The following is a 26907-nucleotide window of genomic DNA, read 5'->3' on the forward strand; positions in this document are numbered from 1 at the left end:
GCATTACCTAGTCAGCACTACTGAATACATAAACGAAAAGCATGGGCGCAATTCTTATAATACGGCTTTATCTATACAAGCATTGATTGAGCGTCACATCCGCATACTGGCTCTCATTGATGATAATAAAAGGCCATTAATGAATAATAGGTAGATTTTTATGGCGTTAATAGTACAGAAATACGGCGGCACCTCGATGGGCAGTATCGACCGCATCAAAAACGTCGCCAAACGAGTCAAACGCTGGCATGACAACGGTCATCAAATAGTTGTTGTCGTCTCTGCCATGAGCGGCGAAACCAACCGTTTGATTGATCTAGCACGCCAAATTAGCACTCAGCCTGACCCCCGTGAATACGACCAAATGGTCTCAACCGGTGAGCAAGTATCGATTTCATTACTTGCTATGGCGATTAAAGAGCTTGGTGTAGGCGCTCGTTCATTTACTGGTCGTCAAGTCGCGATTAAAACGGACAATGCCCACAATAAAGCCCGTATCGAAAGCATCGATGACAAAAATATCCGCGCGCAACTCGATGCAGGCAATGTCGTCATCGTCGCAGGCTTTCAAGGTATTGATGACGAAGGCAACGCGACCACATTAGGGCGCGGTGGCTCTGATACCACAGGTGTCGCTATTGCTGCTGCCTTGGGTGCTGATGAATGTCAGATTTATACCGATGTTGATGGCGTTTATACCACTGACCCTCGTGTGACCTCAAAAGCCAAAAAACTTGAAAAAATTACCTTTGAAGAAATGCTAGAGATGGCAAGTCTTGGCTCTAAGATTTTACAGATTCGTTCGGTAGAATTCGCCGGTAAATATGGTGTACCACTGCGCGTATTATCTAGCTTTGATGAAAACAACGATGGTAGCTTCGACCAAGAATTTCAAGACAATGTCGGCACCTTAATTACGATAGACGAAGGAGACAATATGGAACAGGCAATTATCTCAGGTATCGCTTTTAATCGAGACGAAGCAAAAATAGTCGTGCGCGGTGTACCTGATCATCCTGGTATTGCCTCCGCTATCCTAAGCCCGATTGGTCGTGCCAATATTGAAATTGATATGATAGTGCAAAACCTCTCTACTAACGGCACCACCGACTTTACTTTCACTGTCAACCGTACTGACATGGACAAAACCATGAAAGTACTGGAAAATGAAGTCAAAGATGAGATCGGTGCTAAAGAGATATTGGCTAATGATGAAGTCGTTAAAGTCTCTTTAGTCGGCGTCGGCATGCGCTCTCATGCTGGTGTTGCGAGCCTCATGTTCCAAACCCTTGCTGAAAACAATATCAATATTCAAATGATATCAACCAGCGAAATCAAAGTGTCTGTCCTTATCCAAGAACAGTATTTAGAAAAAGCTGTTAAATCACTACATACCGCATTTGGTCTGGATCGTGAAGATGGCGAAAGTAAAATCGCTGGGCTATAATTTATTTTAAAACGCTTAAAATAATCGATTTAGCATCAACAGTTATGCATTAAGTCAGTATCAATTACTTTCAACAATGTATTAAATTAAATAGGGTCTTTTTAGATCCTATTTTTATTTTTTATTATTGCTAGGGTAACTATTTACCCAATAGTTTTGTGAAAATCCGTGACAGTCTCTGTTATGCCCCCTATAATGGGGCTTTCATTTGGGCTAAATGAATCTACCTATCATTACCGCTATTGGCACAATAGTAAGCATTGTGGTTGTCATTGATACATTGTCTTTCTAGTGCTGCGGTAATGTCCTGCAATTGAGAAGTAATCTGATGAGTAATAATTTGTTGATGCGACATAAGGAGTGTGACGCATGTTAATTTTGACACGCCGCGTGGGCGAAACGCTAATGATTGGTGATGAGGTCAGTGTGACTGTCCTAGGTGTCAAAGGCAATCAAGTACGTATCGGTGTAAATGCACCGAAAGATATTGCCGTACACCGCGAAGAGATTTACCAACGTATTCAGCATGAGCGTTCTGTACAGTCGCAAATGCAACATCTTGAGCAAGGCAATTTTGCGCCTTCATTTGATGACGAAGACTATTTCAATCGCTAAGTTACATACTTTCACTTTTTTAATCTGCTCTGAGGTCATTTATTTATGAGTATCCGCCAATCAGATGTATCGGCTCTACTTAATGGTTTGGATAAAAAAGCCATTGGATTCAATGATGTCATCAGTTTTATTGATGATTTTTATCGCTACGCACCTGCCCCGTTTGTGAACGGTATGGTACACAATGCAGCTGGTGAAAATGAAGGTAGTGCGAAAATTTTTGGCTTTGCCAAGCACCATGGTCTGAATCAATTGGACACGCTAAAACTGTTTGGCGAGCATTATGCCAAAGTTCAAGCAACTCCTAACGGTACTGACCATGCCAATATCCGCAATTTTTTACATTGGGGCTGGCAAGGGTTTTTGATGCAAAAAAATCCATTAACGGTTCGCCCTAGTGTTGATACGACGGCGCTTTAAAAAGTTATTAAATAAGAGAAGGCCACGCTGATTAGCGTGGCCTTTTTTATGTGCTTCATTTTTTATCATAAAACTTAGCCACCAGCCTATTTATCACGAAACTTGACGGGTTGGACTGCGCCTTTCGGATTAGGCATGTTTGGATAATGATGCTCGTGCTCGACATCACATTCTGCCCCGACAATAGAGCCATCGTCTTTGACTGGCTTATGAATATAGCCTGTGCGCTCAGCAGGTGGTAGATGCTCGTGCTCCCACACCATCACCGCTTGCATACAGGTCTCGCGCTGCTCAGCGGTCAGCTTGCGACCATCAGGCCACTTACCCAACTCAATCGCCATGCGGAATTTATCCACCACTTCTGGCGTTAAACTTGCTAATATCGTTTGCTTATCCATCCTGCCTATTCTCCACTACTATTTTTTATAACATATTTTTTATAACGTTTTTATATAAAAGAGACACTTATTCGTCGTCCATAATATCATCATCCACGTCAAGACTGAATTCCTCAGCATGGACGTTCCAGTGCAATTTAGTGCGACAAGCTTCATAAAAATCAAACCCTGGCGGGTGCAATAAAGTAAGCTTATCTGGATGCTTACGAATATAGAGCCGTTGCTCCTGCTCAAGTGGCACGCTTGGCTTGCCGTCGGCACTGACCATCGGCTGAGTGCGATTGTCTTCATGAATGCGAATGCATACTTCGCTATTACCGCTCACCACAATCGGTCTGCTAGACAGCGTATGGGGATGCATGGGCACCAAACAGATAGCATCCATACTCGGATGAATAATGGGACCGCCGCCAGAGAGTGCATAGGCCGTTGAACCGGTAGGCGTTGCTGCAATCAAACCATCACTATGCTGACGATAGACATCTTGACCATCGATTTTCATCTGAAAATCAATCATATGAACCGATTTTCCCGCATGCAATACGATATCATTGAGCGCCATGTCTTCATGAATGATAGTACGCCCTTCTCGTATCTCCATCGTTAATAGAAAACGATGATCCAACTGATAATCACCCATCAGGACTTGGCGCAATTTAAACGCCGCTTCATCAGGTTTTACATCCGCCAAAAAACCAAGCCGACCACGGTTGACGCCAAGTACAGGCACACGGTAGCGTGCCAACGCTTCAGCCGCGTGCAATATCGAGCCATCACCGCCAACAACGATGACCAAATCACAAATCTCACCAATCAAACTACGCTTAACGATTTTGACCTTTTCAATCTCAGTAAGGTTCAAAGTGGGCAAGTTCGCCGTTTGCACATCCATAATTAATGTGAGATTCATCTCATTGATAGTCTGGGCAATTTGTACCAAACTTTGAGTGACACTACGTTTACCAGCGCGGCCCATAAGCCCAATACGCCTAAAAGCAGGGTTTTTGATAGCGTGGAACAGCTCTGATTCATGTAAGTGCGGCAATCTTGCGGATTGCGCTGAGTTTTCCATAAAACGACTCGGCATAACGGTAAATTACTCGCCAATGATAGCGATAAACGAGCGTTTAGACTAGCATGTTTATGAATTATCGTTGTTAACTGTCGTAATCAACCCCATATAAAAGCCATCGCACGTTACTCTTAAACGTGTTTGTTTAGCTAGGCAATACGCCAAAATACATCAACTAATAATAGCTCTATAAGGTCGTGAAGCCTTGATGGCTGTCACGTAAACACAGTTGACAATAATGGCGGTTTTGCTAAAGTAGCTAGCATCATTATTATTTATATTTTATTAAGGACAACTTTATGGCCAATCCTATTGTCAGTCGCGCAGAACTTGCGATCGGCGGTAAGCCAATGACGGTCAAGGGCGTGATTCAAAAGACCAGTCTATTACTTGGATTATCTGCGATCACTGGTGTGGGCTTTTTCTTTTATGCCCTTATGGCAGGTTTGTCGCAAGGCTTTATCACGATGGCTGCCTTCGGCAGTATGTTTGCTGCTTTTGGTCTCGCGCTTTTTATCACTTTTAAACCTCATAAGGCCAAAACCTTTGCGGTGCCTTATGCACTGTTAGAAGGCATATTTTTAGGCGGCATCTCGCTGTTCTTTATGCGGATGTATCCGAGTGTACCAGTGACCGCTATGTGTGCCACTTTTGTGACGGCAGCCGTTATGCTAGGGCTATATCGCTCAGGTCTGGTCAAGGTGACTGAAAAGTTCCGCTCAATTGTGACTTCAGCATTGATTGCAATTATGCTGGTTTATGTGGCGCAATGGGTACTTTCTTTAGCGTTTGGTTCAAGCTTACCGTTCTTATTTGAAGGTGGTGCTATCGCTATCGGCTTTAGCTTATTTGTGATTATCATCGCTTCTTTCACGCTGTTATTAGACTTCGATAATATCGATCGCGGTGTGGCAATGGGTGTCTCTGAAGATTACGAATGGTTATTTAGTATTGGTATTCTTGCCACGCTCGTATGGATGTACATTGAATTTATGCGTTTGCTTAGCTACTTACAAGACTAACTGCTCTCTAAATCTACTTGTAGTTTGGTAAAAAACCGCCTTAGCTATTCATATAGTTAAAGGCGGTTTTTTTATGGGTAAAGTTAAATACTTATAATAGACATACTGTTTGGAAAAATGTGAGCAGCAAGGAAGATGAGTCTCAGTACTACATTAGTAGGCTAAGTAAGTATGGCGCAGCTAATCGTTTTTTTGAATAGGTATTAAGCACGCTTTAAGCGCAGCGCATTTAAGACCACAAACAATGAACTTAATGACATACCAATAGCAGCCAGCCAAGGTGGCACATAGCCTAACGCTGCTGGTATTAGCACACTGCCATTATAAATCAGTGCCCAGCGGAAGTTTTGTTTGATAATACGTTCCGTTTTATCAGAGATACGCTTAGCCGCAGTAATAGCGTCGATTTGACCATTTAAGATAATACTGTCACTCGATACTTGTGCCAAATCTGCCGCCCCCGCAATAGAAGTCGAGACATCTGCTGCGGCTAGCACTGGCGCATCATTAATACCGTCTCCCACCATCAACACTACGCCACCTTCCGCCTGTAGTTTTTGAATGTGAGTAACCTTGTCTGTTGGCGATAGACCATTGTAAGCAGAATGCATTCCTAAGCTTTCAGCCAATACCAGCGCTTGCGGGCTTGGGTCACCAGTCAACATAACTGTCTCAATACCCAACTCTTTAAGCGTATCGAGCATGGCTTTGGCACTATCACGCACCTTATCATTGAAATAGAAGCATGCCAGCGCTTGCCAAGTGACCGAGTCATTTTGTTGACAAGATAAAACCACCGCTGAGCTGGCGCGCTGTGATACTAAATCAATGACCATATCATTATCAGTATCGTTTAACGCAAAATCCACATGACCAATTCGATATAATACGCCATCAATCACTGCCTCAACACCGCCTGCTGGATAATGCTGTAAGGCCTGCGTCGATGGCAAATGCAACTGATAGGCAGCAGTCAATAGTGCATGAGCAATCGGATGACGGCTTCCTACTTCTAGAGCCGCAGCGATTGCTAATAGCGTATCTTTTTGCTCATCTGTAGCCGTTGCAATATCATTATCTTTAAGCAGCTCAATATTTAATAAATTTGGCTTACCATAAGTGAGCGTGCCTGTTTTATCAAAAGCGACATGAGTGATTTCAGCGAGCGTTTGTAGCGTATGTCCACGCGTCGTCAAAAACCCATAGCTTGCCAGTCGATTGGTCGCGACCGTCAGCGCAATCGGCGTCGCTAAAGACAGTGCACAAGGGCAAGTCGCGACCAATACCGCGACCGTAGCCCAAATCGCTTGGCTTGGGTCAACGATATACCAACCAATGAATACCAAGACAGACAATACCAAAATACGCGCCACAAACCAGCGTGCCAGCTTGTCTGCTTGCTGTGCCAGTTTGGGCTTTTCACTCATGGCACGGTTCATCAGCCGATCAATCAAGCCAATTTGGCTGTCTGCTGGCAATGCTGTGACCAGCATCTCAAACGGTTGGCTATCGTTTTGTGCACCGCCGACGATATAGTCACCTTGGCTCTTGATAATCAAGTCGCCCTCACCCGTCAATAGGCTTTGCGACACGGTAGCAGTCTGGCTCAGCAAAATACCATCGCTGATGATTTCAGAGCCAGCCTCAACTAAAATGATATCACCCACTTGCAAACTATGGGCGGTGACCATTTGTTTTTCTTTTGCCTCATCTGCTGTTGTTGATATGGCTGATTTTTGAGTACGCGTGCGTTGCCAGTCTTGTGCAATTTTTGATGTGAGCTGATGAACATTGGCATCCATGCTTTGCATAAAATTAGGCGTTGGATTGGCTGATGTGCTCGCCTCATTTGTATCCAAATTACTGACTTGATTACTCACGTCTTCATTTACAGCTGTTTTCTCGAGCTCATTTTTCTTTAACTGCTGTAATATAAGCTCGGCGGCTTCTTTATCTTCCGCAATTTTTTGTACCAGTACTGGCTCAACCACGACCAAGTCATTGGCCATGGTGGCGGCTTTTAGGCGTGCATTATGCTCAATGTAACGCCCTGCCAGTAAAAAGAAAATAAACATACTGACCGAATCGTAATAGGTTTCCCCTTGCCCAGTGATGGTCGCATATAGGCTCGCGAAAAAAGTCACAATCAGCGCGATACTGACGGGTACATCCATATTAACTTGACGGGCACGAATTGCCGACCACGCTGAGGTAAAGAACGGGATACCCGCATAGAAGAACACGGGCGTACTGACAAATAAAGACACCCAGCGCAAAAAATCACGCTGAAATATTAGCATGTCGCTGTATTCACCAAAATAGATGGCAACGGCATACATCATCGCTTGCATCGAGCCCAACGCGGCAATGCCCAATCTTATGAGCATTTGGTTGTTATGACGTGCCAGCATCGCCTCATGCGTATCTTGACGATAAGGCTTGGCTTCGTAGCCTATTTCATTAATGGTGGCAAGAATACGGCTGATCGGCAGCTTATCCTCGTTCCATATCACACGCATCCGCTGATTGGTCAAATTCACCTGACATTTACTGATGCCCTCTAACTCATCGAGACGCGACTCAATTAGCCAAGTACACGCCGCACAGCGTAGGTTATTGACGGACAGCTCTGCAACCGACAGTCCGTCTTGTGCATAGACAAACTGTGATTTGATCTCGTCATGGTCATAGGCCTCAAGGCGAGTCAACTGCGTCGGTAGACTTGCCGTGCGATTGATCTCTGAGCGATCCAGATAATACTGTTCAAGTCCTGCCTCTACGATGCTTTGAGAGGCTAACTGACAGCCCATACAGCACATCTCACGCGACTTACCCAATATCTTGGCATGGAACGGCGGCTGCGGTACAGGATCACCGCAGTGGAAACAGTGACCTGCGAGTGGCAGTACTAAACCTTCGATGATAGAGTTATCTTCATAATGCTGGCTGGTGGTCGATGCCATGGATGAGGGGACATTGGACATAATCGCGCTTACTTCCTTTAGACAGGTTTGCTCGAACCTTATTCGCTTTAAGTAAACTTACTATCACTAACGAGACTCAACGCCTATGCAGAAGACCTATCTAAAACAGCTATTTTAAATAACTCTCAGCACGGCTCGCAAAAAATAAAACAATAACAGTAGCGGTTAATTCATAAAAAACACATCGTTGGCGCATCTCTAAACTGCTATCGTGCATGGCTATGTGACATGGTGACATGAAGCTAATATGACACTTATATAACAATGATACTGCCAATCTAAAGCTTTTAATGCTTTGTTAGCAATGACCGTGTTTTAACAGAGATTATACTATAAGCAAGTGCTGTGAAGAGCATAACGACTCACAGCTTAAAATCAATGAATGCCTGCGTTGACGATGATAGATTGAAAAATTTGTCAATTTGCGTCATTATGAGGCAGTTTTTTATACCAAAATGGTGCGACATCAGTGCAAACATCCAATTCCAAGTTACCAAATACCAAGTTAACACAGCCCTCTAAATCTGTTAACCACACGCTCCCTTCACAGCAGCGTGGGTTGGTATTTAGTAGTCTTATCTTAATTGTCATTATTGCTGGCATGGTGCTCTTGGCGCTATATTTAATCAAACTTGATCGCACCATTACTCATAAGTTTGAGGGTAAGCGCTGGGATATTCCTGCTAAAGTGTATTCGCAGCCGCTTGAATTGTATCAAGGCGCGAGTGTCGACAAAGATACGATGAAGACATGGCTGGAGTTGCTGAACTATCAAAGCAACAAAGCTTATGATCGCACGGGAACCTATCATAGATCAGGTAATACCTACTTTATTCATACTCGCGGTTTTACTTATAGCGCCAACGATGTGGATAAAGAGCAAGTCATAAAAATGACCATTGCTGGTAATAAGATTGAGTCCGTGCAAAGCACTTTGCCTGCCAAAAGCGGCATCATTCGCTTAGAGCCGGTGAGTATCGGTGGTATTTATCCTGACAGTAATGAAGATCGTTTGGTCGTCTCGTTAGATGAAGTGCCACAACCACTCATTGATGCGTTAATAGCCACAGAAGATCGTGCATTTTATGAGCACAAAGGTGTCTCTATACGAGGCATTGCACGTGCCATACTGAACAACTTTTCTGGTGGCTCTAGACAAGGCGGCTCGACCATCACTCAGCAGCTAATTAAAAACTTCTATCTCAATTCAGATCGTACGCTGAAGCGCAAAGCCAACGAAGCGTTAATGGCAGTATTGCTCGAGCTACATTATAGCAAAGATGAAATTCTACAAACGTACCTCAACGAGATTTATTTGGGTCAAAACGGCAACCGCTCTATTAATGGTTTTGGCTTGGCATCACAGTTTTACTTTGATAAACCACTGAATGAGCTGCGCTTGGATCAGCAAGCCCTGTTAGTCGGTATGGCAAAAGGCCCGAGTATCTACAACCCACGTCGCCATCCAAACGATTCAAAAGCACGCCGTGACGTCGTACTGGGCAATATGCTGGCCGTTGGCTCACTCAGTCAAGAAGACTATGAAAAAGCGCTAAAGCAGCCACTTGGTGTCGTGGACAAACCTGTCGAAGGCAAAAGTCAATTCCCTGACTTTTTGGATATCGTCAAGCGCGAGCTGAATACCGTGTACTATTCTGATGATCTCAAGAATGAAGGTCTTATCATTATCAGTACTTTGGACCCTATTGCACAATTAGCCGCAGACAAAGCGGTTGATAGAAAATTGGGTGAGCTGCGTCGTAATAGTAGCAAAACTAAAGACTTGCAAGGTGCCTTAGTGAGTGCCAATCCTGAGACTGGTGAGCTGGTCTCTGTGGTGGGTAGTGGCAGTGAATTTACCGGCTTTAACCGTGCGGTCGATGCCAAGCGCCAAGTGGGTTCGTTATTGAAGCCTATTATTTATATGACAGCACTTGAAAGTGGACGCTATAATCTTGCAAGCTCAGTCGATGACTCACCGATTACCGTCAATCTAAGCGATGGTACTAAATGGAACCCCAAAAACTATGACAATCGTGACCATGGTTATGTGCCATTTACCACCGCTTTATCAAAGTCTTATAACCAAGCAGCGGTACGCTTAGGTATGGAGTTTGGGGTCGATACCTTTGCCAAGCAGTTACAGCGCATGGGTATTAAAGAAAAAATACCACCCTACCCGTCAGCATTGTTAGGTTCTGTTAATCTTAGCCCAATGGACATGCTTGGTGTCTATCAAGTCTTTGCAACTGGTGGCTTCCGTACGCCTATCCATAGTATTCGCACCGTCATTGATGACCGTGGTCGTATTTTACAACGTACTGGACTCAACACTCAGCGTAGTATTCCGCCTGAGACCAATTTCTTAATTAACTATGCTTTACAAGATGTGGTCAAAAACGGTACTGCCAAACGCGTGCAATCACTTGGTAGCAATCTAAATCTTGCTGGCAAAACAGGTACCACAAATGATTACCGCGACGCTTGGTTTGCAGGCTACAGTGGCAACTATGTCAGTGTGGTTTGGGTTGGCCGTGATGATAACAAGCCAATTGGTTTAAGCGGCGGTACTGGCGCATTGCCAGTTTGGGTTGACTATATGAATCGCTTGAAACTGACGCCTGTGGCACTACCAGAGCCTGAAGGTATTGAATGGTTGTGGTTAGAGAACAACTCAGGCAAGTTGTCTAATGAGCGCTGTGCAGATGCACGCTATCTGCCTGTCCTGTCGGCATATTTACCAGAAGAAGCCAGCAGTTGCGCTGTCGGCTTATATCAACAAGATCGTGCTCGTGAACAAAACCAGCAGCGCCGTAGTGAAGGTTTAGAGATTCCAAATGGCGAAGCTGTTGATAGCGACAACCAGGAAAACAGTGATGGGTCAAATGGTAATGATGCAGAAAGTCGTGCCGATACTTGGTATGATCGTGCCGTTGAATGGTTCTAAAGTTATTTGTGAAACTTAAAAAAGGTCTCAACTTAATGTTATCTCTCAAGCAAACTGTATCAGCTAGGTCAGCCGTCATAACGCGGTCTATCAAAATCAAGCCAGCCAATACGATGCTGGCAGTCAGTGCTCTAGCTGGCATGTTGAGTTTGAGCGCTTGCCAGACTGCGCCGACTGCATCTACCGCTATGAAAACCGTACCGACTCAAACGCTGCCATCATCGCAGACAGCTAAAGCCCCCATAGCGACTGTGACGCAAACGCCCATTGTCAGAACAGAGGACGAGGATGACTACCCCATTGAGCCTTATAATCCCTCTGAGCCAGCCGAATCAACCAATCCATTGACTCAAGAGACGCCTGTATTTACACCATCTAATCCCGTGTTGACCCAACCTGATTCAGTTATAATCATTCCTTCGCGTGATGACTACATCATCTCTGAGCCGTCAGCACCGTCACACAACGAATTGCTAGAGCAGGCAAGAAAAAACTCGCAGCAACGGACACAGCAAGCTACCACCAACAATAGCAACCTGCCAGCATTTCGCAATTTGATGCAAGCAGGTATCAGTCAACTAAAAGCTGGCAAACTGACCAATGCTGAAAACAGCTTTACCCGTGCACAGCGCCTAGCACCTAAATCTTCTGCGGTGTATTTCTATTTGGCACAAGTGGCATTAAAAAAGAACCAGCCGCGTAAGGCAGAAGCCATGGCACGCCGTGGTCTGAGTGTTTCTCAAGATACCAGTCGTCGTCGCGCGCTGTGGCAAATTATTTTGCAATCAGGACAAGCCCAAGGCAACGCTCGCGTCATCAGTGAAGCGAAGCAAGCCTTACGCTGATATCAAGACATACCGAAGTGAATAGATACCAAGTTTATCACTTGATATCTATTCACTTTTTATATTGTGCATACGCATCATTTATCCAAAATAGACATTTATTTTTAATTAAGGTTATCGTTATGGCATGGCAACAACTGCATTTACAATGTGAAAAAGCAAACGTCGATTTGGCTGAGGCACTGCTCCTAGAAGCAGGTGCATTATCCATTGCCTTAGACGACGCAGGTGACCAGCCTTTATTTGAGCCATTACCTGGTGAATCACCGCTATGGGATGAAGTTATCTTGACAGGGCTATTTGATGCGACCACCGATGCTGGCAGTCGTCAGGCAGTCGAGCAGCTCAGTCATGAAATCGCAGCACAAGTGCAAGCCACCCGTATCTGGCTCACGGCTGTAGATGATAAAGACTGGGAGCGCGAATGGATGAGCAATTACCATCCTATCGAATGTGCCAATAATTTATGGATTGTACCCAACTGGCTGACGCCGCCCAATCCTGAGGCGACTAACATTATTATGGACCCGGGCCTAGCTTTTGGTACAGGCTATCATGCCACTACCCGCTTATGTCTTGACTGGTTAACAGAACAAGATCTAAAAGACAAAGTGGTCATTGATTATGGTTGTGGTTCAGGTATTTTAGGCATCGCTGCTTTGTTATTAGGTGCACGCCACGTATATGCCGTCGATATCGACCCACAAGCAGTGCTGGCAACCAATCAAAATGCCGCACGCAATCACGTTGGGGATCGTCTGCAAGCGTTTTTACCAGAAGACTTCACTGACTACTGCGCACAAAATGATGTGTTACCTGTAGACGTAATCGTTGCAAACATTCTAGCCAAGCCGCTTATTGGCTTAGCGCCTTACTTCGCCACTTTAATCGCACCAAAAGGTCGCATTGTCTTGGCTGGTCTAATAGAGTCACAAACCGAACAGGTAACGGCGGCTTATCAACCTTATTTTGCGCTTGATGCAAAGCATGCTTTTACAGCGCAAGAAGACCAACATTGGCAGCGTTTATCTGGTACATTTACAGGCTAGCAACATTTAATTACATCTGTTACGATAGAGGGCAGTCAAATGTCATGCATTTGACGCCACTCTGTCCTTATTCATGATTTATGGACATTTACAGCTAATATTTAAAGCTGATACAAACGGCAGTATTAGCACTATAGGCAACTATTAGCGAGTGGCTAAGCGGTATTGATAACCATAATTTTTTGGATTCGACCCTATGACCACGCCCATAAAAACTCAGTGCCCTCATTGCCAAGCTTGCTTTAAAATACAGCAAACACAGTTGAATAAAGTAAACGCCACTGTTAGCTGTGATCAATGCCAACAGAGTTTTTTGGTCAATAAACATCTTATCCTCACTGCCGATGCTGTCAGTACTTCCACTATTCAAGAAAACACAACGACTGACACCAATACGCTATCCGATTCAAATGGACATTCTGCACAAACCGCTGACAATCATAATAAAAATCAACATGCAGCAGGCGCTTCTAAGTCACCACTCACTCCTCCACATTTAAAAAATATTTCATCTGATACTTTAATTGGGGACGATTTGATTCATGACGGCTTAATCTATGATGATATGGATAGCGATGAGCCAGAAGAAAGTGTTTTAGAGTATGATTCTCTAGATAGTATGGATGCTTGGCTGACTCAAGCAAGCAATATGAATAATAGCAGTTATACTTCTACAGCAGACAACCAACCAACAAGCAACCTCTCTAAAAAAACAGATAAAAACAACGCGTCATCAGCGAAAGTATCATCTGATGCGACAACAGAAAATTCCTCATCAGCACAAATGGCGCTCAGTTCAGCAGCCGCTAATGATATTCATGCCAATGTGGATGATACTGCGGACAATTCTTGGCTCGAAAAACTCCTAAAAGACCAAAATAAAAGCGAAGAGGTTCGACAAGACGATACCGACTTATCACAACTGTTGCTCGATATGGGTGTACCAATTAAAGATGAAGCATCAACCTCCGAAGAGCGTGTGAGAAAAGCACAAGCAAAGTTTACACCTACGCCGCAGAGACGTTCTATCGCATCCTTACTATGGACGCTAGGATGCTTAGTATTAGCACTGCTACTTTTTGCTCAATACGTCATTTTTAATCTAGAAACTTTGATGAAAAACCCAGTGCATGCAGAGCGCTTACAATCAGTATGTGCAGTGGCTGCCTGTAGTTTACCTAGTGCCGATCTAACAGCATTCACGATTACCAACCTTAATCATAAATCGAGTAAGATTAAGATGGATGGAAAGTCGAGCGATGTCAGTGCCACATTAAACAATCAAAGTGCCAAAGCACAGCTGTATCCGAATGTTAAAGTCAGCGTATACGGCGCAAATGATATGATTGGAGAATTCATCGCCACGCCAGCTGATTATCTATTAAGCAAGCAAAGCCAATTAGCGGCGAACAGTAGTCGAAACATATTATTTACCATCCCTGTTGCTAATAGACAAATTCGAGAAGTGACTATAAGTCCTCTGTATTGAATGGATAATTACCAACAAAATATTGTCTATCTATAAACAACCTTGTCTTTTAAAACTTCAATCGTCAGAAAAACGTAGACAGGTCGCAAGTTCAGTAGTGATGCAAGTGCGACCCAGCCAGTTATATTTTGTGGCAATGTTATAATAGTAAGCATATACCCTAGTCATACTGCTGCCAATATAAGGTTAATCTGTCAGCGCTAAACGATATTAATTTGATATAATACCCTGATATCTTATGGTTTGACTCTTTCCAATCCCAAGGACATTATCTTATGGCACCTCATGCACAGCATAATGCCAATCATTTTGCCACAAGCTCTGAGCATCCTGCCGATTATAGTACAGCTAACCATCATTCAACTCGTCATGTTGACTCCTCATTAGACAGCGATGCGAGCCAGCGTCATGAACCACTGCGCGTACATGTGGAGCGTGTGGTACGACAGTACTTCGCGATGCTAGGCGATGAGATGCCGACCGACTTGTATGAGCTTATTTTAAAACAAGTTGAAGAGCCACTATTATCGGTTGTCCTTGAAAAAACGCGAGGCAATCAAACCAAGTGTGCACAAATCTTAGGTCTGAATCGTGGCACTTTACGCAAAAAACTCAAAACTTATGACTTAATGTAGCATCTGCTATATGCATTTCTCTGTCTTTATTACCAATCATTATGTATGGCAATTTAACGTTATTGACGCTATCCACCATGATATGTCTGCAAAAATTGTCATTGTTACCTTGCCAGACGTTTACGTCAGGCTTTTTTTATGGAAATTTTCTTATGAGTACAACCCCACTTGCTCTATTGTCAGTCTCTGATAAATCTAATATCGTTGAATTTGCGCAAGGCCTTATTAAGTCAGGCTTTGGCTTACTGTCTACTGGCGGTACTTATCGTTTACTCACAGAAAACAATGTTGCTGTGACCGAAGTATCCGATTACACAGGTTTCCCTGAAATGATGGATGGCCGTGTCAAAACGCTACATCCTAAAATTCATGGTGGCATCTTAGGACGCCGTGGTACAGACGATGCCGTCATGAGTGAGCATGCGATTGAGCGTATTGATTTGGTTGTCGTGAATTTATATCCGTTTGCTGAAACTATTGCTCGTGCGGATGTCACCATGAACGATGCTATCGAAAACATCGACATCGGTGGTCCTACGATGGTGCGTTCTGCGGCGAAAAACCACGCTCATGTGGGTATCGTGACTGATCCAGCAGATTATGAGCGCATACTTGCCGCTTTAGGTGATGGCACCGAGCTGACACCTGCTTTGCGCTATGACTTAGCGGTTAAGGCTTTTGAGCATACTGCACAGTACGACGGAATGATTGCCAATTTCTTAGGTAGCCGTGTCAATGAAAGCCAGCAGCCTGAGAATTTCTCACGTACCTTTAATGTGCAGCTCGAAAAAGCACAGGATCTACGCTACGGCGAAAACCCACATCAAAACGCCGCTTTTTATACAGAAAACCATCCGCTAAAAAGCCAACAAGCTTCTATAGCGACTGCTAAGCAACTGCAAGGCAAGGCGCTGTCTTATAACAATATCGCCGATACTGATGCTGCTCTTGAGTGCGTGAAAGCCTTTAGCGCCCCTGCTTGCGTAATCGTTAAGCATGCCAATCCTTGCGGTGTCGCTGTGGATAACGATCAAGTAACCGCGTATAACACTGCCTTCAGTACTGATCCTGAGTCTTCTTTTGGCGGCATCATTGCTTTTAACCGCCCATTGACGTTAGTAGCTGCTAAAGCCATTATCGACAATCAGTTTGTAGAAGTTATTATTGCACCAAGCATCGAAGATGGTGTGCTTGAAGCGACAGCTGCTAAGAAAAATGTCCGTGTATTGGTGTGCGGCGAACTGCCAGCGCCAGATCAACGCGATAGTCAGCTTGACTACAAGCGCGTCAACGGTGGACTGCTAGTACAAGAGCAAGATCTTGGTTTGATTACAGCCAATGACTTAAAGATTGTCACTGATGTACAACCAACAGAAGCGCAAATCGCCGATCTATTATTCAGCTGGAATGTAGCAAAATACGTCAAATCTAATGCCATTGTTTATGCCAAAGGTCAGCGTACTATCGGTGTTGGTGCTGGTCAGATGAGCCGTGTCAACTCAGCGCGTATCGCTGCTATCAAAGCTGAGCACGCTGGATTGGCTACTGAAGGTGCTGTTATGGCATCAGATGCCTTCTTCCCATTCCGTGATGGCATCGATAACGCTGCCCAAGTCGGTATTGCTGCTATTATCCAGCCAGGTGGGTCTATGCGTGATGACGAAACCATTGCTGCGGCAAATGAGCATGGCATCGCGATGGTATTCACTGGTATGCGTCATTTCCGCCATTAAATTGTTCCGTATCACTTTGAATAGTAGCATTGATAGCAGTATTGAATTTTGTATCGCCATTAATGCTAAATCTTTATGATAAAAGTAATACTCATTAAAAAAGCCACTGTAGACAGTGGCTTTTTTATGCTTAAAACTTGAAAAGGTTATTCAGAAAGAATGACTAAGTAAGTATCTCAAGTTTTCCTTAATAGCTTTATTTCTAACGCCCTTGCGCGTTTGCTATATTGGCGTCATTAACTTCAACTTTATATACCAAGCGGAGATAATCCAAGTAATCTTGTAGCTGATCTTGCCCCAAGTTATCACGAATGATTGCAGCTGTTTGTGCTCTTTGCACATCAGATAATGGCGACTGCTCCTCTGTTTTAATACGATCACCGACCAACAAAGTCGCACCCATCTCAGTCTCACTGGCAATGGCAACGACGCCATTATTAGCTGCTTGCTGACTAAAGGCTAATCCGCGTTCTTTCTCTGTCAATAGAGTGGTTTGGCGATTAACTTCACCTAATGATTGAAAACGTACTGGCTGTTTATTGATATCAGCAGGCGTTTTAATACCAGCGGCTAGTTTCTTCGCCTCTTTTAGCGCCAATGCCGTTGCCTTTTCTTGACGTAATATCTGAGTAATTTTTGGCGTAGCAGCAGCTAAGCTAAGCGTTTTCGTAGGACGATAGTTGCTTGGCTGCACCCATACCGTACCGTTACCGACTTCGATACCTGCGGTTACTGCCTGATCTTGAATGGTAAACTCATCAAAAGCCTGCTTAATCACTGCTGGTTGTGATAGCTCCGACTTGTTGTTTTCTTTACGATAATCCTTGATACGTTTTAGCGTTACGTTCTCTTGCTGAGCGATGTCTTCGATACTAAAGCCATCTGCTGCCAAGTCATTAATCGCTGTCACTTTATCTGCATAGATTTCTTGACGCTTATATTCTTTCGCTTTTGCTGTCAGCTCTGCACGCATGCTTTCTAGGCTTGGGATTTTACTACCGTTATCTTCGGTTACAGTAAATATCTGATAGCCAAAGCTGGTCTTAATAGGTGCTGTTACATCACCCACACTTAAGCCCTCTAAAGCTTGCTCAACCGCTGCGGCATCATTACCAAATACAGAGGGATTAAAGGTGCCAATATCGCCACCTGTTGCTCCTGATGGATCATCTGACTCGGCTTTAGCCAATGCCGCAAAAGACTCACCTTTATCCAAGCGGGCTTTGATTTTGGCCGCTCTGGTCTTCGCGTCTTTACCCGTCAATAGGATTTGACTGATTTTACGTTCATCGACGACCGCTAACCCTTGCTTATAAGCTTCATATTGCTGCTGCAAATCCTCTGCCGTAACCTCATTCACTTGAATGGTTTTAGGACTTAATTGCAAATATGCCAAATCTACCATCGCCGCACTTTTTAGCGTATCTTTATTGGCATCATAATAGGCTTGTATATCGCCTTTACTTAACTTGACCTGATCTGCATAATCTTGCCAATTAAATCGATGCAGCCAGATATTGCGCGACTCAAGTTGTAAGTCAATCAATTGACTGACCGCTTGCATGGGATATACTGCCGTGCCAACAATACTGGCATTGAGCTGGTCGAGGCTTAACTGGTTACGAAACTCAGCAAATAGCTGATCTTTAGTCATGCCTCGCTGGCGCAAGAAGTTTGAAAATTGGTCGTTAGAAAAATTACCTTCTGCGTCCTTAAAAATTTCTTCTTCACGCAACAAACGATTAATCGTGTCATCAGAGACTGTCATACCAAGCTTGCCCGCTTGCTGCTCCAATAGCGTACGATCAATGAGACCTTTGAGCACCTGCTCGTGCAACACATCTTCATTTAATAGACTGGCATCATCAACTTGTTCTAGTATTTCAGTACGACGGTTATTTACGGCAGTCTGATACTCGGACAACCCTACGCTTGCTTCACCCACCTGAGCGACTTGGTTGGGATCGACCCCGCCTCCAAAATAGCTTTCGACACCCAATAGAGCGAGCGGCGATAGGCATAAAATCAATAAAATGCGACCTGGCCAGCTTTTTAAGAAATCGCGCAATTTATCCATAGTTATCTCTGCTTTATAAACCTATATTGATGAAAAACCATTGTAATATTACTATTAATATCAATGCTATCTAAGCAGGCAATGGTAAGAATAAGAAAGTGTGAATTTGATATAGAATAACAAGACTGAGTAAAACGGCCTTATTTAAACAACGCATCTATCGCGCGCCCTATGATACGTGATTTTTGATGCAGACTCAAAATATTCACGTGGTATGATACAAACTATAGCGATAAAAAAAGCACCTAATATCTAGGTGCTTTTTTATAATTCATATTATGACTTTTCAGCCATGCTATAAACCATATAGTACTTTACTAAGTAAACGCTGTATTCATTCGTATATCACGTCGTTATACAGCATCCGTTTTAATAAAACGGCTTAGTTTAAACGCTCTTTTAAGTTTTTACCCGCTTTAAAGCTTGGTACTTTACTTGCTGGAATGCTAAGCTCTTCACCCGTCTTAGGGTTACGGCCAGTACGTGCTTTACGGTCTTTTACGCTGAAAGTACCAAAACCAACCAATGAGATGCTATCGCCAGCTTCTAGCGCTTCACCAACACTTTCCATAACAGCATTCAATGCATCGCCAGCTTGGGTTTTGTTTAGGCCACTTTTGTCTGCGATGCTATCAATTAATTCTGACTTATTCATAAAATTTCCTTCAAGTTTAAGGGGGATAATAAACGCTCACGCCAAGCATTGTAACGCTCTCATAGCATTTAAGCAATAAAAACTGCCTGACTGGCGTATTAACAGGTTTCGCTTTGTTATCGTCTTTATATCAAGGCAGCATAAGGAGCGCAAGCGATTTTACATATTTTTGCCTACTGTACTACGTATTTGACACTCAATGTTACGCAAAGCCTCTGCAACGGTCATAACTGCTAGTAACCTTGGCTTTTCCTAACTTCGACTTAGCGAGTCAACCTCTATACTGCCTTATCGTTCAAAGAGATGTCATCTCATACTGAGGCATCGCCAGTCATAAATATCTGTGTCCTTGTTGATTACCAAATTGTAAAGTAATAATTTTCCAACTGACAGAAACTAGCGTTACTTTTTATTATAAAGGCGTTACTATAAGCAAAATATCACTGCACCTTTTGGGTCAATTTTGACTCTTGTTTGTCTTTTGCCTCTAATTTGCCAAATATAAAACGGATTATTTACATGAAGCGTTCTACGTTGTCTCACTCTTTTCTTAATATCATGCTGGTGTTCATCGAGTCGGCGCTGACACTATTGTTACGTTTAGATCCCGAACTACGTAAGGCCGCTTACCCACTTGCCAAGCAAGGTACTGTCGTGGCGCTACGCTTGTATCTACCGCATGTTGAGGTGTTTGCCACTTTTAGCACCAAAGGCGTATTATTAGACGCAGAGTTACCTATTGACCGCAGCGAACCTGACGTCATCATTAATGCTTATAGCATCCAAGTGATCAATGCGATCACCACTCATGACAGCGAAACCACCGAAAAACTACAAATGCGCGGCGAGTCTGTTCAAGTACAGTTGGTCAAGCAGTTTATTATGCAACTCGGTCTTGGCAGCTTAATTCAAGGTCTTATTAAAAAGATAAAAGGTGGCAAAGGTAAGACCAAGCCTACTGAAGCTGAAATGGCTGACAAAAAGGACAGCTATAAATTACGCATCAAAGAGCAACAAACCCAAATAAACACCTTGACTATTAAAAACCGTGAGCTTGAAATCACGGTTAAAGAGTTACAGAGCAAACAGAAAACCCTGATAATCGTCACCGTGGCTGCTCTTGTCATTATGATCGCAGCCATTATCGCGCTATTAATGAATTAATTTCGCCAACAACGACTTACCAATGTCAGCTTAACAATGAAAGGCTGCTTACTACTTTACCAAATGCGTTTGATGCCGATTAAAGCATATTAAGAGCTTAAATGACTAGGGCGTATTGACCATTCAGTACGTCCTAATATAATTGATAGAAGTTAAAAAAATGCCTGACTCAAACCTTAAGACTGTATTTTAGTATTTCAAAAATGCTAGGAATCAATATTTTCAATCTTATAGCCCCTCCCTTTAATACCATTGTTTTTATCAATCATAGTGATAAGCTCGATTAACCATTCAACCACACTTTAATCTTGACTAAATTACTCAGGATTAAGTATAATTGGCTTAATCGTTGCACACATCGGGTTCATCATCTGCTGTTTAATAACGATAAGACACAACTTAGCGGTTATGTGATTCCATCAGTAGCTTTCATATTGCGCTACAAGCTGCCACCACTATCATTTTGCTAAGGTCGTTGTTAAATAAAAATGACTTAAAAGTTTGGAGATAACACATGCGTTTGACTACTCGAGGCAGATATGCCGTTACTGCGTTACTGGATTTGGCATTACAAACCAGCCAACAAGACACTGCAGTCTCCTTATCTGATATCGCCAAGCGGCAATCAATTTCTATCTCTTACCTTGAACAACTGTTTTCCAAACTTCGTAAGCGTGGTCTAGTCACTAGCATCCGAGGTGCAGCAGGCGGCTATCATCTAGCCAAACCCTTGCATGAAATAGACGTCATGAGCATCATATCTGCCGTCGATGAGTCGGTTAATGCGATGCAGTGCGAAGGACGTGGCGACTGTCAAGGTGGTACAATGTGCTTAACCCATGATTTATGGTGTGCACTGTCCAATCATATCGAACAGTACTTGAAAAATATAACATTAGCGCAATTATTAGACATGGAAAATGTGCAGTCAGTGTCAGAGCGTCAGCACAGCTCTACCAAAGAGATTTCCATAAAAGATATCAACACTATTACCCTATCGAACAGCGAGGCAAACCCAGCATGAGCCAACATAACAACCTTATATACTTAGATTATGCCGCCACCACACCAGTTGCAAAATCAGTAGCTGCTAAGATGAGCGAGTATCTGACAGTAGATGGCATCTTTGGTAACCCAGCCTCGCGCTCGCATGGCTATGGCTGGCAAGCAGAAGAAGCGGTAGAAACAGCGCGTCAACAAGTGGCTGAAGTCATTAATGCTGATCCACGCGAAATCGTCTTTACCTCTGGTGCAACAGAATCAGACAACCTAGCGATTAAAGGTGCCGCCCACTTCTATCAATCTCGTGGTAAGCACATCATTACCAGTAAGATCGAACATAAAGCCGTATTAGATACGTGCCGTGAGCTTGAGCAAGAAGGTTTTGAGATTACTTATCTTGAGCCACAGCCAAGCACTGGGCTAATCTTACCAGAGCAAGTGAAAGAAGCATTACGTGACGATACTATCTTAGTATCACTCATGATGGTGAATAATGAGCTTGGTACGATTACTGATGTCGCTGCCATTGGTGAAATTACTCGTGAAGCGGGTGTGGTCTTCCACGTCGATGGCGCACAATCTGTTGGTAAAGTATTAATTGACCTTGAAACCACGAAGATCGATTTGATGAGCTTCTCAGGTCACAAAGCCTACGGTCCTAAAGGTATTGGTGCATTATTTGTTCGCCGTAAGCCACGTATCCGCTTGAAAGCAGAGCAGCATGGCGGTGGTCATGAGCGCGGTATGCGTTCAGGTACATTACCGACGCATCAAATCGTTGGTCTTGGAGCAGCATTTGCTTTAGCCAATGAGCGTTATGAAGAAGACCATGCACATGCAGCCAAGCTACGCCAAAAACTGTGGGACGGTCTACAAGATATCGAAGAGATTTACCTAAATGGTGATCTTGAGCACAGCGTACCTAACATCGTAAACATCAGCTTCAACTTCGTTGAGGGCGAGTCTCTCATGATGTCGCTCAAAGATTTAGCGGTATCATCAGGCTCAGCCTGTACGTCAGCGACGCTTGAGCCATCATATGTATTACGCGCTATCGGTCGCCCAGACGAATTGGCACACAGCTCAATTCGTTTCAGCTTTGGTCGTTATACCACAGAAGCAGACATCGATACTGTCATCAAACAAATGCATGAAGCAGTCGATAAATTACGTGCCTTATCACCACTTTGGGATATGTACCAAGAAGGTGTTGATTTAGATTCAGTCGAATGGGCTGAGCACTAAAATTACCGAAAACAACGACATAGTTATCAAACAGAACCATTAAACGATTGATCAGACACTTATAAATCCAGTTTTTATAAATACCGTTTTTATAAATACCGTTTCTATTAACTAAATGTTTGACCCCAATTATCGATGAGTAGTTAGACATTTAAAGTCAGTAATTGACTACTCATCATCTAACTAGGAGAAAACCCCATGGCCTATAGTGACCAAGTTATTGATCATTACGAAAATCCACGCAACGTCGGCAATCTTGATAAAAATGCCAAAAACGTTGGTACTGGTATGGTTGGTGCCCCAGCTTGTGGCGATGTAATGCGCCTACAGATTCAAGTTGATGATAACGGCATCATTGAAGATGCACGCTTTAAAACTTATGGCTGTGGTTCAGCAATCGCTTCAAGCTCGCTCGTGACTGAGTGGCTAAAAGGCAAAAGCTTGGATCAAGCGGGCGAAATCAAAAACAACGATATCGCGAAAGAGTTGGCCTTACCACCAGTAAAAGTGCATTGCTCTGTACTTGCTGAAGACGCCATTAAAGCCGCTATTAGCGACTATAAAGGTAAGCATAGCGCAGCAGTAGAGACAGAAGAAGCGGCTAGCTAAACCTATTAGCGTAAGTATTGTACTTCTAAGTACACGGTCTTAATGGCCGTACTTTAGTAGTCGATGTATTGAACAGCTACTAACGCTAAAGAGGTGACAATAACGCTAATGTAATTGTCACCTTTTATTTTCTAGTGATTCTTAACTGGTCGTTATTAAGATTTTTTTGGCAAGTGCGCTATTTTCATTGCCAGTTTATACAGATTTTTTTGATTGATATTTATCATTGATAGTCAATGGGAGTTGGCATGATTGAAATGACAGAACGCGCCGCTCAGCATGTTCGAGACTTTTTGGACAATCGCGGCAAAGGCGAAGGTATTCGAGTGGGTATCCGTACCGCGGGTTGCTCAGGCTTAGCTTACGTTTTAGAGTTTGTAGATACCCCTGATGAAAATGACACGCGTTACGAAAGCCGCGGCGTTAACATCTTTATTGATCCTAAAAGTTTGGTCTATTTAGATGGTTTGTTGATGGACTACGAAAAAGAAGGTCTTAACGAAGGCTTTAAGTTCACCAATCCCAATCAAAAAGGCGAATGTGGTTGCGGCGAGTCTTTTACCGTTTAATGGTTCAAAGGTTAAAAAACCCTTGATTTTAGAGTTTCCTAACTCTATATTCAAGCCATAATAAATATGTTCTCAGCTAAAGAAAACTTTCAAAATAAATAACAAGCAAGGCGTATGATATGACAGACATTACTGCAGAAGCCCAGTTTGATAACTTCTTTGCCCTATTTGAGCAGCCTGTACAGTTTGAAGTCAATCAAGAGAGTCTCGATCAGCATCTACGTCTGCTACAAAAACGTTATCATCCTGATAATGTCACCAAGAATCTAGCCAATACTACGCAAGCGCAACAGCAGTCTGAGCAGGCCTCAGCGTTAATCAATCAAGCCTACCAAGCGCTAAGTGCGCCTGATAGTCGTGCTAGCTATCTACTAGACATGGCAGATCAAGCACAGAATCTAGAGCATTCAATTGCAGACTTGGACTTTTTAGAAGATGCGATGCAGATGCGTATGGATTTAGATGACGCTATTGAGGGTAAAGATCGTGCGACATTGCAACAACTACACCCTCAAATCACCGAGCGACTGGCAAAACAGTCTAAGCATTTTAACGATGCTTACCAAAACCAAGATTGGCAAACGGCGATTGATGCGACACAAAAACTAAAATTCTTAGTCAAATTAAATGCTGACGTGACTACTGGTATCGATGAGTTAGCGACTGCTGAGCATTCAGATGATGATGATTTATACGTCTAACTAACTGAGTATAAGCCTGTTAATTTATTTTATATGCCAAATTTATTTATAAATGCTATTAGCTTATGACGCTTATTTGAAAACTATATTATAAGCGATGGTTAAAATAGTCACAGCGATGCCGTATAATCCCTTATTTTAAGCACTTTTAATCGCTAAGTATCTTCGTTTTCACGTGCATACAAAGCAGTTAAACCACAATAGTGCGCTTATCATATTTGTTCCATTTCACTTATTAATTTTATCTCCTTCATTTTATCTTTGAGTTATCTTATGTCTTTATTGCAAATTGCCGAACCAAATCAAAGCGCCCAACCCCATCAGCATCGTTTTGGCCTAGGAATTGATCTTGGTACCACGCGCTCATTGGTCGCGGTAGTACGCTCAGGCAAGGCGCAAGTCTTAGAGGCAAGCGCAGCTACCGATACCTTATTACCTTCTGTGGTCTATTATCCAAGCATAGGTAAGCCGTTAGTTGGCTCTGATGCATTAGCCCACTTAGCGGATGATCCAAAAAATACGATCGTCTCGGCTAAACGTTTTATGGGTCGTAGTCAAGCTGATATCAAATTCTCTCATCCTTATGAGTTAAGCGGCAGTAAAGATGACATGCCAGCATTTGTGACGGCTCAAGGTGAAGTATCGCCTGTTGAAGTATCAGCACGTATTTTAGCAGCGCTTGAGCAACGGGCAGCGAGCGCATTGCCTGCAGACAGTATCGAGGGTGCGGTCATTACTGTCCCTGCTTATTTTGATGAAGCACAGCGTCAAGCGACCAAAGATGCAGCCCAAGCGGCTGGTATCAATGTGTTACGTCTGCTAAATGAGCCTACTGCTGCTGCTGTCGCCTATGGTCTCGACCAGTCAACGCAAAACGGCGATAAAGAAAGTTATTATTTAATTTACGATCTGGGTGGCGGTACTTTTGACGTTTCTATCTTAAAGCTGACTGATGGCGTCTTTGAAGTATTGGCAACTGGCGGTAATAGTGCATTAGGCGGTGATGACATCGATCGTCTAATGACCAATTGGCTTATCAAACAATTAGCTATCGATCCTAAAGACGTGAATCGTCATGATAAATCGATACTCGCCCAACAAGCCAAGGCTTATAAACAAGCCCTGACGGATGCTGAACAAGTCAATATTGACATCACTGTGAATGAGCAATCTTATCAAGGTGTGCTGCGCCGTGAAGATTTGCTGGCTATTGCAGAGCCAGTTAGCCGCCGTACATTGAGCGTATGCGAACAAGTCCTGCGTGATGCCAAGCTTTTGAGTGCTGATCTAGACGAAGTGATTTTGGTCGGTGGCTCTACTCGTATGCCTGCTATACAACAAGTCGTGACAGAGTTTTTTGCTAAGCAACCGCTTTGTCGTCTAAATCCAGATGAAGTCGTGGCTTTAGGTGCTGCCCAAACGGCGCATCAATTGGTCAATGGCGATAGTAATAACAACCTACTATTGTTAGACGTAACGCCGCTATCGCTTGGTCTTGAGACCATGGGCGGCTTAGTTGAAGTACTGATTCCACGTAATACGCCTATCCCTGTCAAAAAACGCCAAGTGTTTACCACCTATCAAGATGGTCAAACAGGCATGGTGATTCATGTGGTACAGGGCGAACGCGAGACAGTAGATAACTGCCGTTCATTGGGTCGTTTTGAGCTATATGGTATCCCGCCAATGAAAGCTGGATTTGCTCGTATTGAGGTCACCTTTAGTATCGATGCGAATGGACAGCTAACCGTCAGCGCCCAGGAAACCACAACCAAGACAGAAAGTAAGATTGAGATTGTGCCTTCTTATGGGTTATCAGATGAGCAAAAAGAACAATTGCTCGTTGCAGGATTCAAGCACGCAGAAGAAGATAAAAATACACGTTCTTTAATCGAAACCAAAGTAGAAGCGGAGCGTGAAGTATTAGCGCTACAATCTGCCCTTAAAGAATTTGCAGCTTTATTGTCTTCTGAGGAGCAGCACTCATTGGCTGAGCAAATACAAGTGTTGCAGACAACGCTCATTACTGATGATTTGGCACTTATCGAGGCACAGCAAGCAAAGCTTAAGCCTCACAGTGATGCCTTTGCTGCCCGTATTATGAATCAAAGCGTTAAAGCCAGCATGGCAGGCACGAATGCCCAAGATTGGTAGCAGATACATTTAAAATGTGGCTTAGTCACCATACTAAGCTCATTTCTTATATTTTTATTCTTTTAATTGATTAGC

Annotated in this window: 21 protein-coding genes and 1 pseudogene; 17 read left to right on the forward strand and 5 right to left on the reverse strand. The window is 43.4% G+C overall.

All coding sequences use genetic code 11. The annotated features are described in order from the left end of the window. Positions 1 to 160: 160 nt before the first annotated feature. The 3 genes and pseudogenes from JMX95_RS01455 to JMX95_RS01465 all read left to right on the forward strand — a co-directional run bounded on the left by JMX95_RS01455 (position 161) and on the right by JMX95_RS01465 (position 2482). Entirely contained in the window at positions 161 to 1447 is a 1287-nt protein-coding gene (locus tag JMX95_RS01455) for an aspartate kinase (RefSeq protein ID WP_087814157.1), read from the forward strand. A gap of 369 nt (positions 1448 to 1816) precedes the next feature. After that, positions 1817 to 1984: pseudogene (gene csrA / locus JMX95_RS01460) on the forward strand (carbon storage regulator CsrA); the annotation flags it as partial. A gap of 123 nt (positions 1985 to 2107) precedes the next feature. Then, positions 2108 to 2482 (forward strand): HopJ type III effector protein, encoded by a 375-nt coding sequence (locus JMX95_RS01465; RefSeq protein WP_045445094.1) that lies wholly within the window; start codon positions 2108 to 2110, stop codon positions 2480 to 2482. Between the two features lie 86 nt (positions 2483 to 2568). Here the strand turns inward: JMX95_RS01465 and JMX95_RS01470 are convergent, their stop codons facing one another. Both JMX95_RS01470 and JMX95_RS01475 read right to left on the reverse strand, forming a co-directional pair. Next, entirely contained in the window at positions 2569 to 2880 is a 312-nt protein-coding gene (locus JMX95_RS01470) for a YeaC family protein (RefSeq protein ID WP_045451872.1), read from the reverse strand. A gap of 67 nt (positions 2881 to 2947) precedes the next feature. Then, a complete protein-coding gene (locus tag JMX95_RS01475; protein WP_227675922.1) occupies positions 2948 to 3952 on the reverse strand; it encodes an NAD(+) kinase in 1005 nt (334 codons plus the stop codon). A gap of 299 nt (positions 3953 to 4251) precedes the next feature. Here JMX95_RS01475 and JMX95_RS01480 point away from each other — a divergent pair, with 299 nt between their 5' ends. Beyond that, positions 4252 to 4974, forward strand: a complete 723-nt coding sequence (locus JMX95_RS01480) for a Bax inhibitor-1/YccA family membrane protein (protein WP_045445091.1) — start codon at positions 4252 to 4254, stop codon at positions 4972 to 4974. A gap of 203 nt (positions 4975 to 5177) precedes the next feature. Here JMX95_RS01480 and JMX95_RS01485 read toward each other — a convergent pair whose 3' ends face one another. After that, the gene (locus tag JMX95_RS01485; RefSeq protein WP_087816175.1) at positions 5178 to 7958 is read right to left on the reverse strand and encodes a heavy metal translocating P-type ATPase; all 2781 of its coding nucleotides are present in this window, start codon (positions 7956 to 7958) and stop codon (positions 5178 to 5180) included. A 469-nt stretch (positions 7959 to 8427) separates the two neighbouring features. Between JMX95_RS01485 and mrcB the strand changes: the two genes are divergently transcribed. From mrcB to purH, 6 genes are all read left to right on the forward strand, one after another. Further along, positions 8428 to 10905: a penicillin-binding protein 1B gene (mrcB, locus tag JMX95_RS01490; RefSeq protein WP_201559839.1), complete on the forward strand. Its 2478-nt coding sequence runs from the start codon at positions 8428 to 8430 to the stop codon at positions 10903 to 10905. Positions 10906 to 10940: 35 nt separating this feature from the next. After that, complete coding sequence (locus JMX95_RS01495) at positions 10941 to 11750, forward strand: tetratricopeptide repeat protein (protein WP_201559840.1); 810 nt, start codon at positions 10941 to 10943, stop codon at positions 11748 to 11750. Positions 11751 to 11872: 122 nt separating this feature from the next. Then, positions 11873 to 12799 (forward strand): 50S ribosomal protein L11 methyltransferase, encoded by a 927-nt coding sequence (gene prmA / locus JMX95_RS01500; protein ID WP_201501574.1) that lies wholly within the window; start codon positions 11873 to 11875, stop codon positions 12797 to 12799. Positions 12800 to 12995: 196 nt separating this feature from the next. Next, a complete protein-coding gene (locus JMX95_RS01505) occupies positions 12996 to 14288 on the forward strand; it encodes a DUF3426 domain-containing protein (protein WP_201559841.1) in 1293 nt (430 codons plus the stop codon). A gap of 275 nt (positions 14289 to 14563) precedes the next feature. Then, positions 14564 to 14923, forward strand: a complete 360-nt coding sequence (fis, locus tag JMX95_RS13735; RefSeq protein WP_087816165.1) for a DNA-binding transcriptional regulator Fis — start codon at positions 14564 to 14566, stop codon at positions 14921 to 14923. 152 nt (positions 14924 to 15075) lie between these two features. Beyond that, positions 15076 to 16656, forward strand: coding sequence for a bifunctional phosphoribosylaminoimidazolecarboxamide formyltransferase/IMP cyclohydrolase (gene purH / locus JMX95_RS01515; protein WP_201501576.1), 1581 nt, complete (start codon positions 15076 to 15078; stop codon positions 16654 to 16656). Between the two features lie 202 nt (positions 16657 to 16858). On the opposite strand, the gene JMX95_RS01520 is transcribed toward purH, so the two are convergent. After that, a complete protein-coding gene (locus JMX95_RS01520; protein WP_201559842.1) occupies positions 16859 to 18733 on the reverse strand; it encodes a SurA N-terminal domain-containing protein in 1875 nt (624 codons plus the stop codon). 382 nt (positions 18734 to 19115) lie between these two features. Beyond that, positions 19116 to 19388: an HU family DNA-binding protein gene (locus JMX95_RS01525; protein ID WP_045445077.1), complete on the reverse strand. Its 273-nt coding sequence runs from the start codon at positions 19386 to 19388 to the stop codon at positions 19116 to 19118. Positions 19389 to 19907: 519 nt separating this feature from the next. Between JMX95_RS01525 and JMX95_RS01530 the strand changes: the two genes are divergently transcribed. From JMX95_RS01530 to hscA, 7 genes are all read left to right on the forward strand, one after another. Then, positions 19908 to 20552: a hypothetical protein gene (locus tag JMX95_RS01530; RefSeq protein WP_201559843.1), complete on the forward strand. Its 645-nt coding sequence runs from the start codon at positions 19908 to 19910 to the stop codon at positions 20550 to 20552. A gap of 514 nt (positions 20553 to 21066) precedes the next feature. Continuing rightward, positions 21067 to 21576: an Rrf2 family transcriptional regulator gene (locus JMX95_RS01535; RefSeq protein WP_045451863.1), complete on the forward strand. Its 510-nt coding sequence runs from the start codon at positions 21067 to 21069 to the stop codon at positions 21574 to 21576. Next, positions 21573 to 22799, forward strand: a complete 1227-nt coding sequence (locus tag JMX95_RS01540; protein ID WP_045451862.1) for an IscS subfamily cysteine desulfurase — start codon at positions 21573 to 21575, stop codon at positions 22797 to 22799. Before JMX95_RS01535 ends, JMX95_RS01540 begins: the two co-directional genes overlap by 4 nt. 198 nt (positions 22800 to 22997) lie before the next feature. Continuing rightward, positions 22998 to 23408: a Fe-S cluster assembly scaffold IscU gene (gene iscU / locus JMX95_RS01545; RefSeq protein WP_055124404.1), complete on the forward strand. Its 411-nt coding sequence runs from the start codon at positions 22998 to 23000 to the stop codon at positions 23406 to 23408. A 248-nt stretch (positions 23409 to 23656) separates the two neighbouring features. Beyond that, entirely contained in the window at positions 23657 to 23977 is a 321-nt protein-coding gene (iscA, locus tag JMX95_RS01550; RefSeq protein WP_045445072.1) for an iron-sulfur cluster assembly protein IscA, read from the forward strand. A gap of 119 nt (positions 23978 to 24096) precedes the next feature. Then, entirely contained in the window at positions 24097 to 24678 is a 582-nt protein-coding gene (hscB, locus tag JMX95_RS01555; protein ID WP_201559844.1) for a Fe-S protein assembly co-chaperone HscB, read from the forward strand. A gap of 273 nt (positions 24679 to 24951) precedes the next feature. Next, positions 24952 to 26832: a Fe-S protein assembly chaperone HscA gene (gene hscA, locus JMX95_RS01560; RefSeq protein WP_201559845.1), complete on the forward strand. Its 1881-nt coding sequence runs from the start codon at positions 24952 to 24954 to the stop codon at positions 26830 to 26832. Positions 26833 to 26907 lie beyond the last annotated feature (75 nt).

The sequence above is a fragment of the Psychrobacter sp. NC44 genome (assembly GCF_904846655.1).
Classification (GTDB): domain Bacteria; phylum Pseudomonadota; class Gammaproteobacteria; order Pseudomonadales; family Moraxellaceae; genus Psychrobacter.

What these genes read in the sequence shown, in the direction of transcription:
- JMX95_RS01455 (WP_087814157.1), top strand. Translation starts at nt 161, where the DNA reads ATGGCGTTAATAGTACAGAAATACGGCGGCACCTCGATGGGCAGTATC.
- JMX95_RS01465 (WP_045445094.1), top strand. Translation starts at nt 2,108, where the DNA reads ATGAGTATCCGCCAATCAGATGTATCGGCTCTACTTAATGGTTTGGAT.
- JMX95_RS01470 (WP_045451872.1), bottom strand. Translation starts at nt 2,880, where the DNA reads ATGGATAAGCAAACGATATTAGCAAGTTTAACGCCAGAAGTGGTGGAT.
- JMX95_RS01475 (WP_227675922.1), bottom strand. Translation starts at nt 3,952, where the DNA reads ATGGAAAACTCAGCGCAATCCGCAAGATTGCCGCACTTACATGAATCA.
- JMX95_RS01480 (WP_045445091.1), top strand. Translation starts at nt 4,252, where the DNA reads ATGGCCAATCCTATTGTCAGTCGCGCAGAACTTGCGATCGGCGGTAAG.
- JMX95_RS01485 (WP_087816175.1), bottom strand. Translation starts at nt 7,958, where the DNA reads ATGTCCAATGTCCCCTCATCCATGGCATCGACCACCAGCCAGCATTAT.
- JMX95_RS01495 (WP_201559840.1), top strand. Translation starts at nt 10,941, where the DNA reads ATGTTATCTCTCAAGCAAACTGTATCAGCTAGGTCAGCCGTCATAACG.
- prmA (WP_201501574.1), top strand. Translation starts at nt 11,873, where the DNA reads ATGGCATGGCAACAACTGCATTTACAATGTGAAAAAGCAAACGTCGAT.
- JMX95_RS01505 (WP_201559841.1), top strand. Translation starts at nt 12,996, where the DNA reads ATGACCACGCCCATAAAAACTCAGTGCCCTCATTGCCAAGCTTGCTTT.
- fis (WP_087816165.1), top strand. Translation starts at nt 14,564, where the DNA reads ATGGCACCTCATGCACAGCATAATGCCAATCATTTTGCCACAAGCTCT.
- purH (WP_201501576.1), top strand. Translation starts at nt 15,076, where the DNA reads ATGAGTACAACCCCACTTGCTCTATTGTCAGTCTCTGATAAATCTAAT.
- JMX95_RS01520 (WP_201559842.1), bottom strand. Translation starts at nt 18,733, where the DNA reads ATGGATAAATTGCGCGATTTCTTAAAAAGCTGGCCAGGTCGCATTTTA.
- JMX95_RS01525 (WP_045445077.1), bottom strand. Translation starts at nt 19,388, where the DNA reads ATGAATAAGTCAGAATTAATTGATAGCATCGCAGACAAAAGTGGCCTA.
- JMX95_RS01530 (WP_201559843.1), top strand. Translation starts at nt 19,908, where the DNA reads ATGAAGCGTTCTACGTTGTCTCACTCTTTTCTTAATATCATGCTGGTG.
- JMX95_RS01535 (WP_045451863.1), top strand. Translation starts at nt 21,067, where the DNA reads ATGCGTTTGACTACTCGAGGCAGATATGCCGTTACTGCGTTACTGGAT.
- JMX95_RS01540 (WP_045451862.1), top strand. Translation starts at nt 21,573, where the DNA reads ATGAGCCAACATAACAACCTTATATACTTAGATTATGCCGCCACCACA.
- iscU (WP_055124404.1), top strand. Translation starts at nt 22,998, where the DNA reads ATGGCCTATAGTGACCAAGTTATTGATCATTACGAAAATCCACGCAAC.
- iscA (WP_045445072.1), top strand. Translation starts at nt 23,657, where the DNA reads ATGATTGAAATGACAGAACGCGCCGCTCAGCATGTTCGAGACTTTTTG.
- hscB (WP_201559844.1), top strand. Translation starts at nt 24,097, where the DNA reads ATGACAGACATTACTGCAGAAGCCCAGTTTGATAACTTCTTTGCCCTA.
- hscA (WP_201559845.1), top strand. Translation starts at nt 24,952, where the DNA reads ATGTCTTTATTGCAAATTGCCGAACCAAATCAAAGCGCCCAACCCCAT.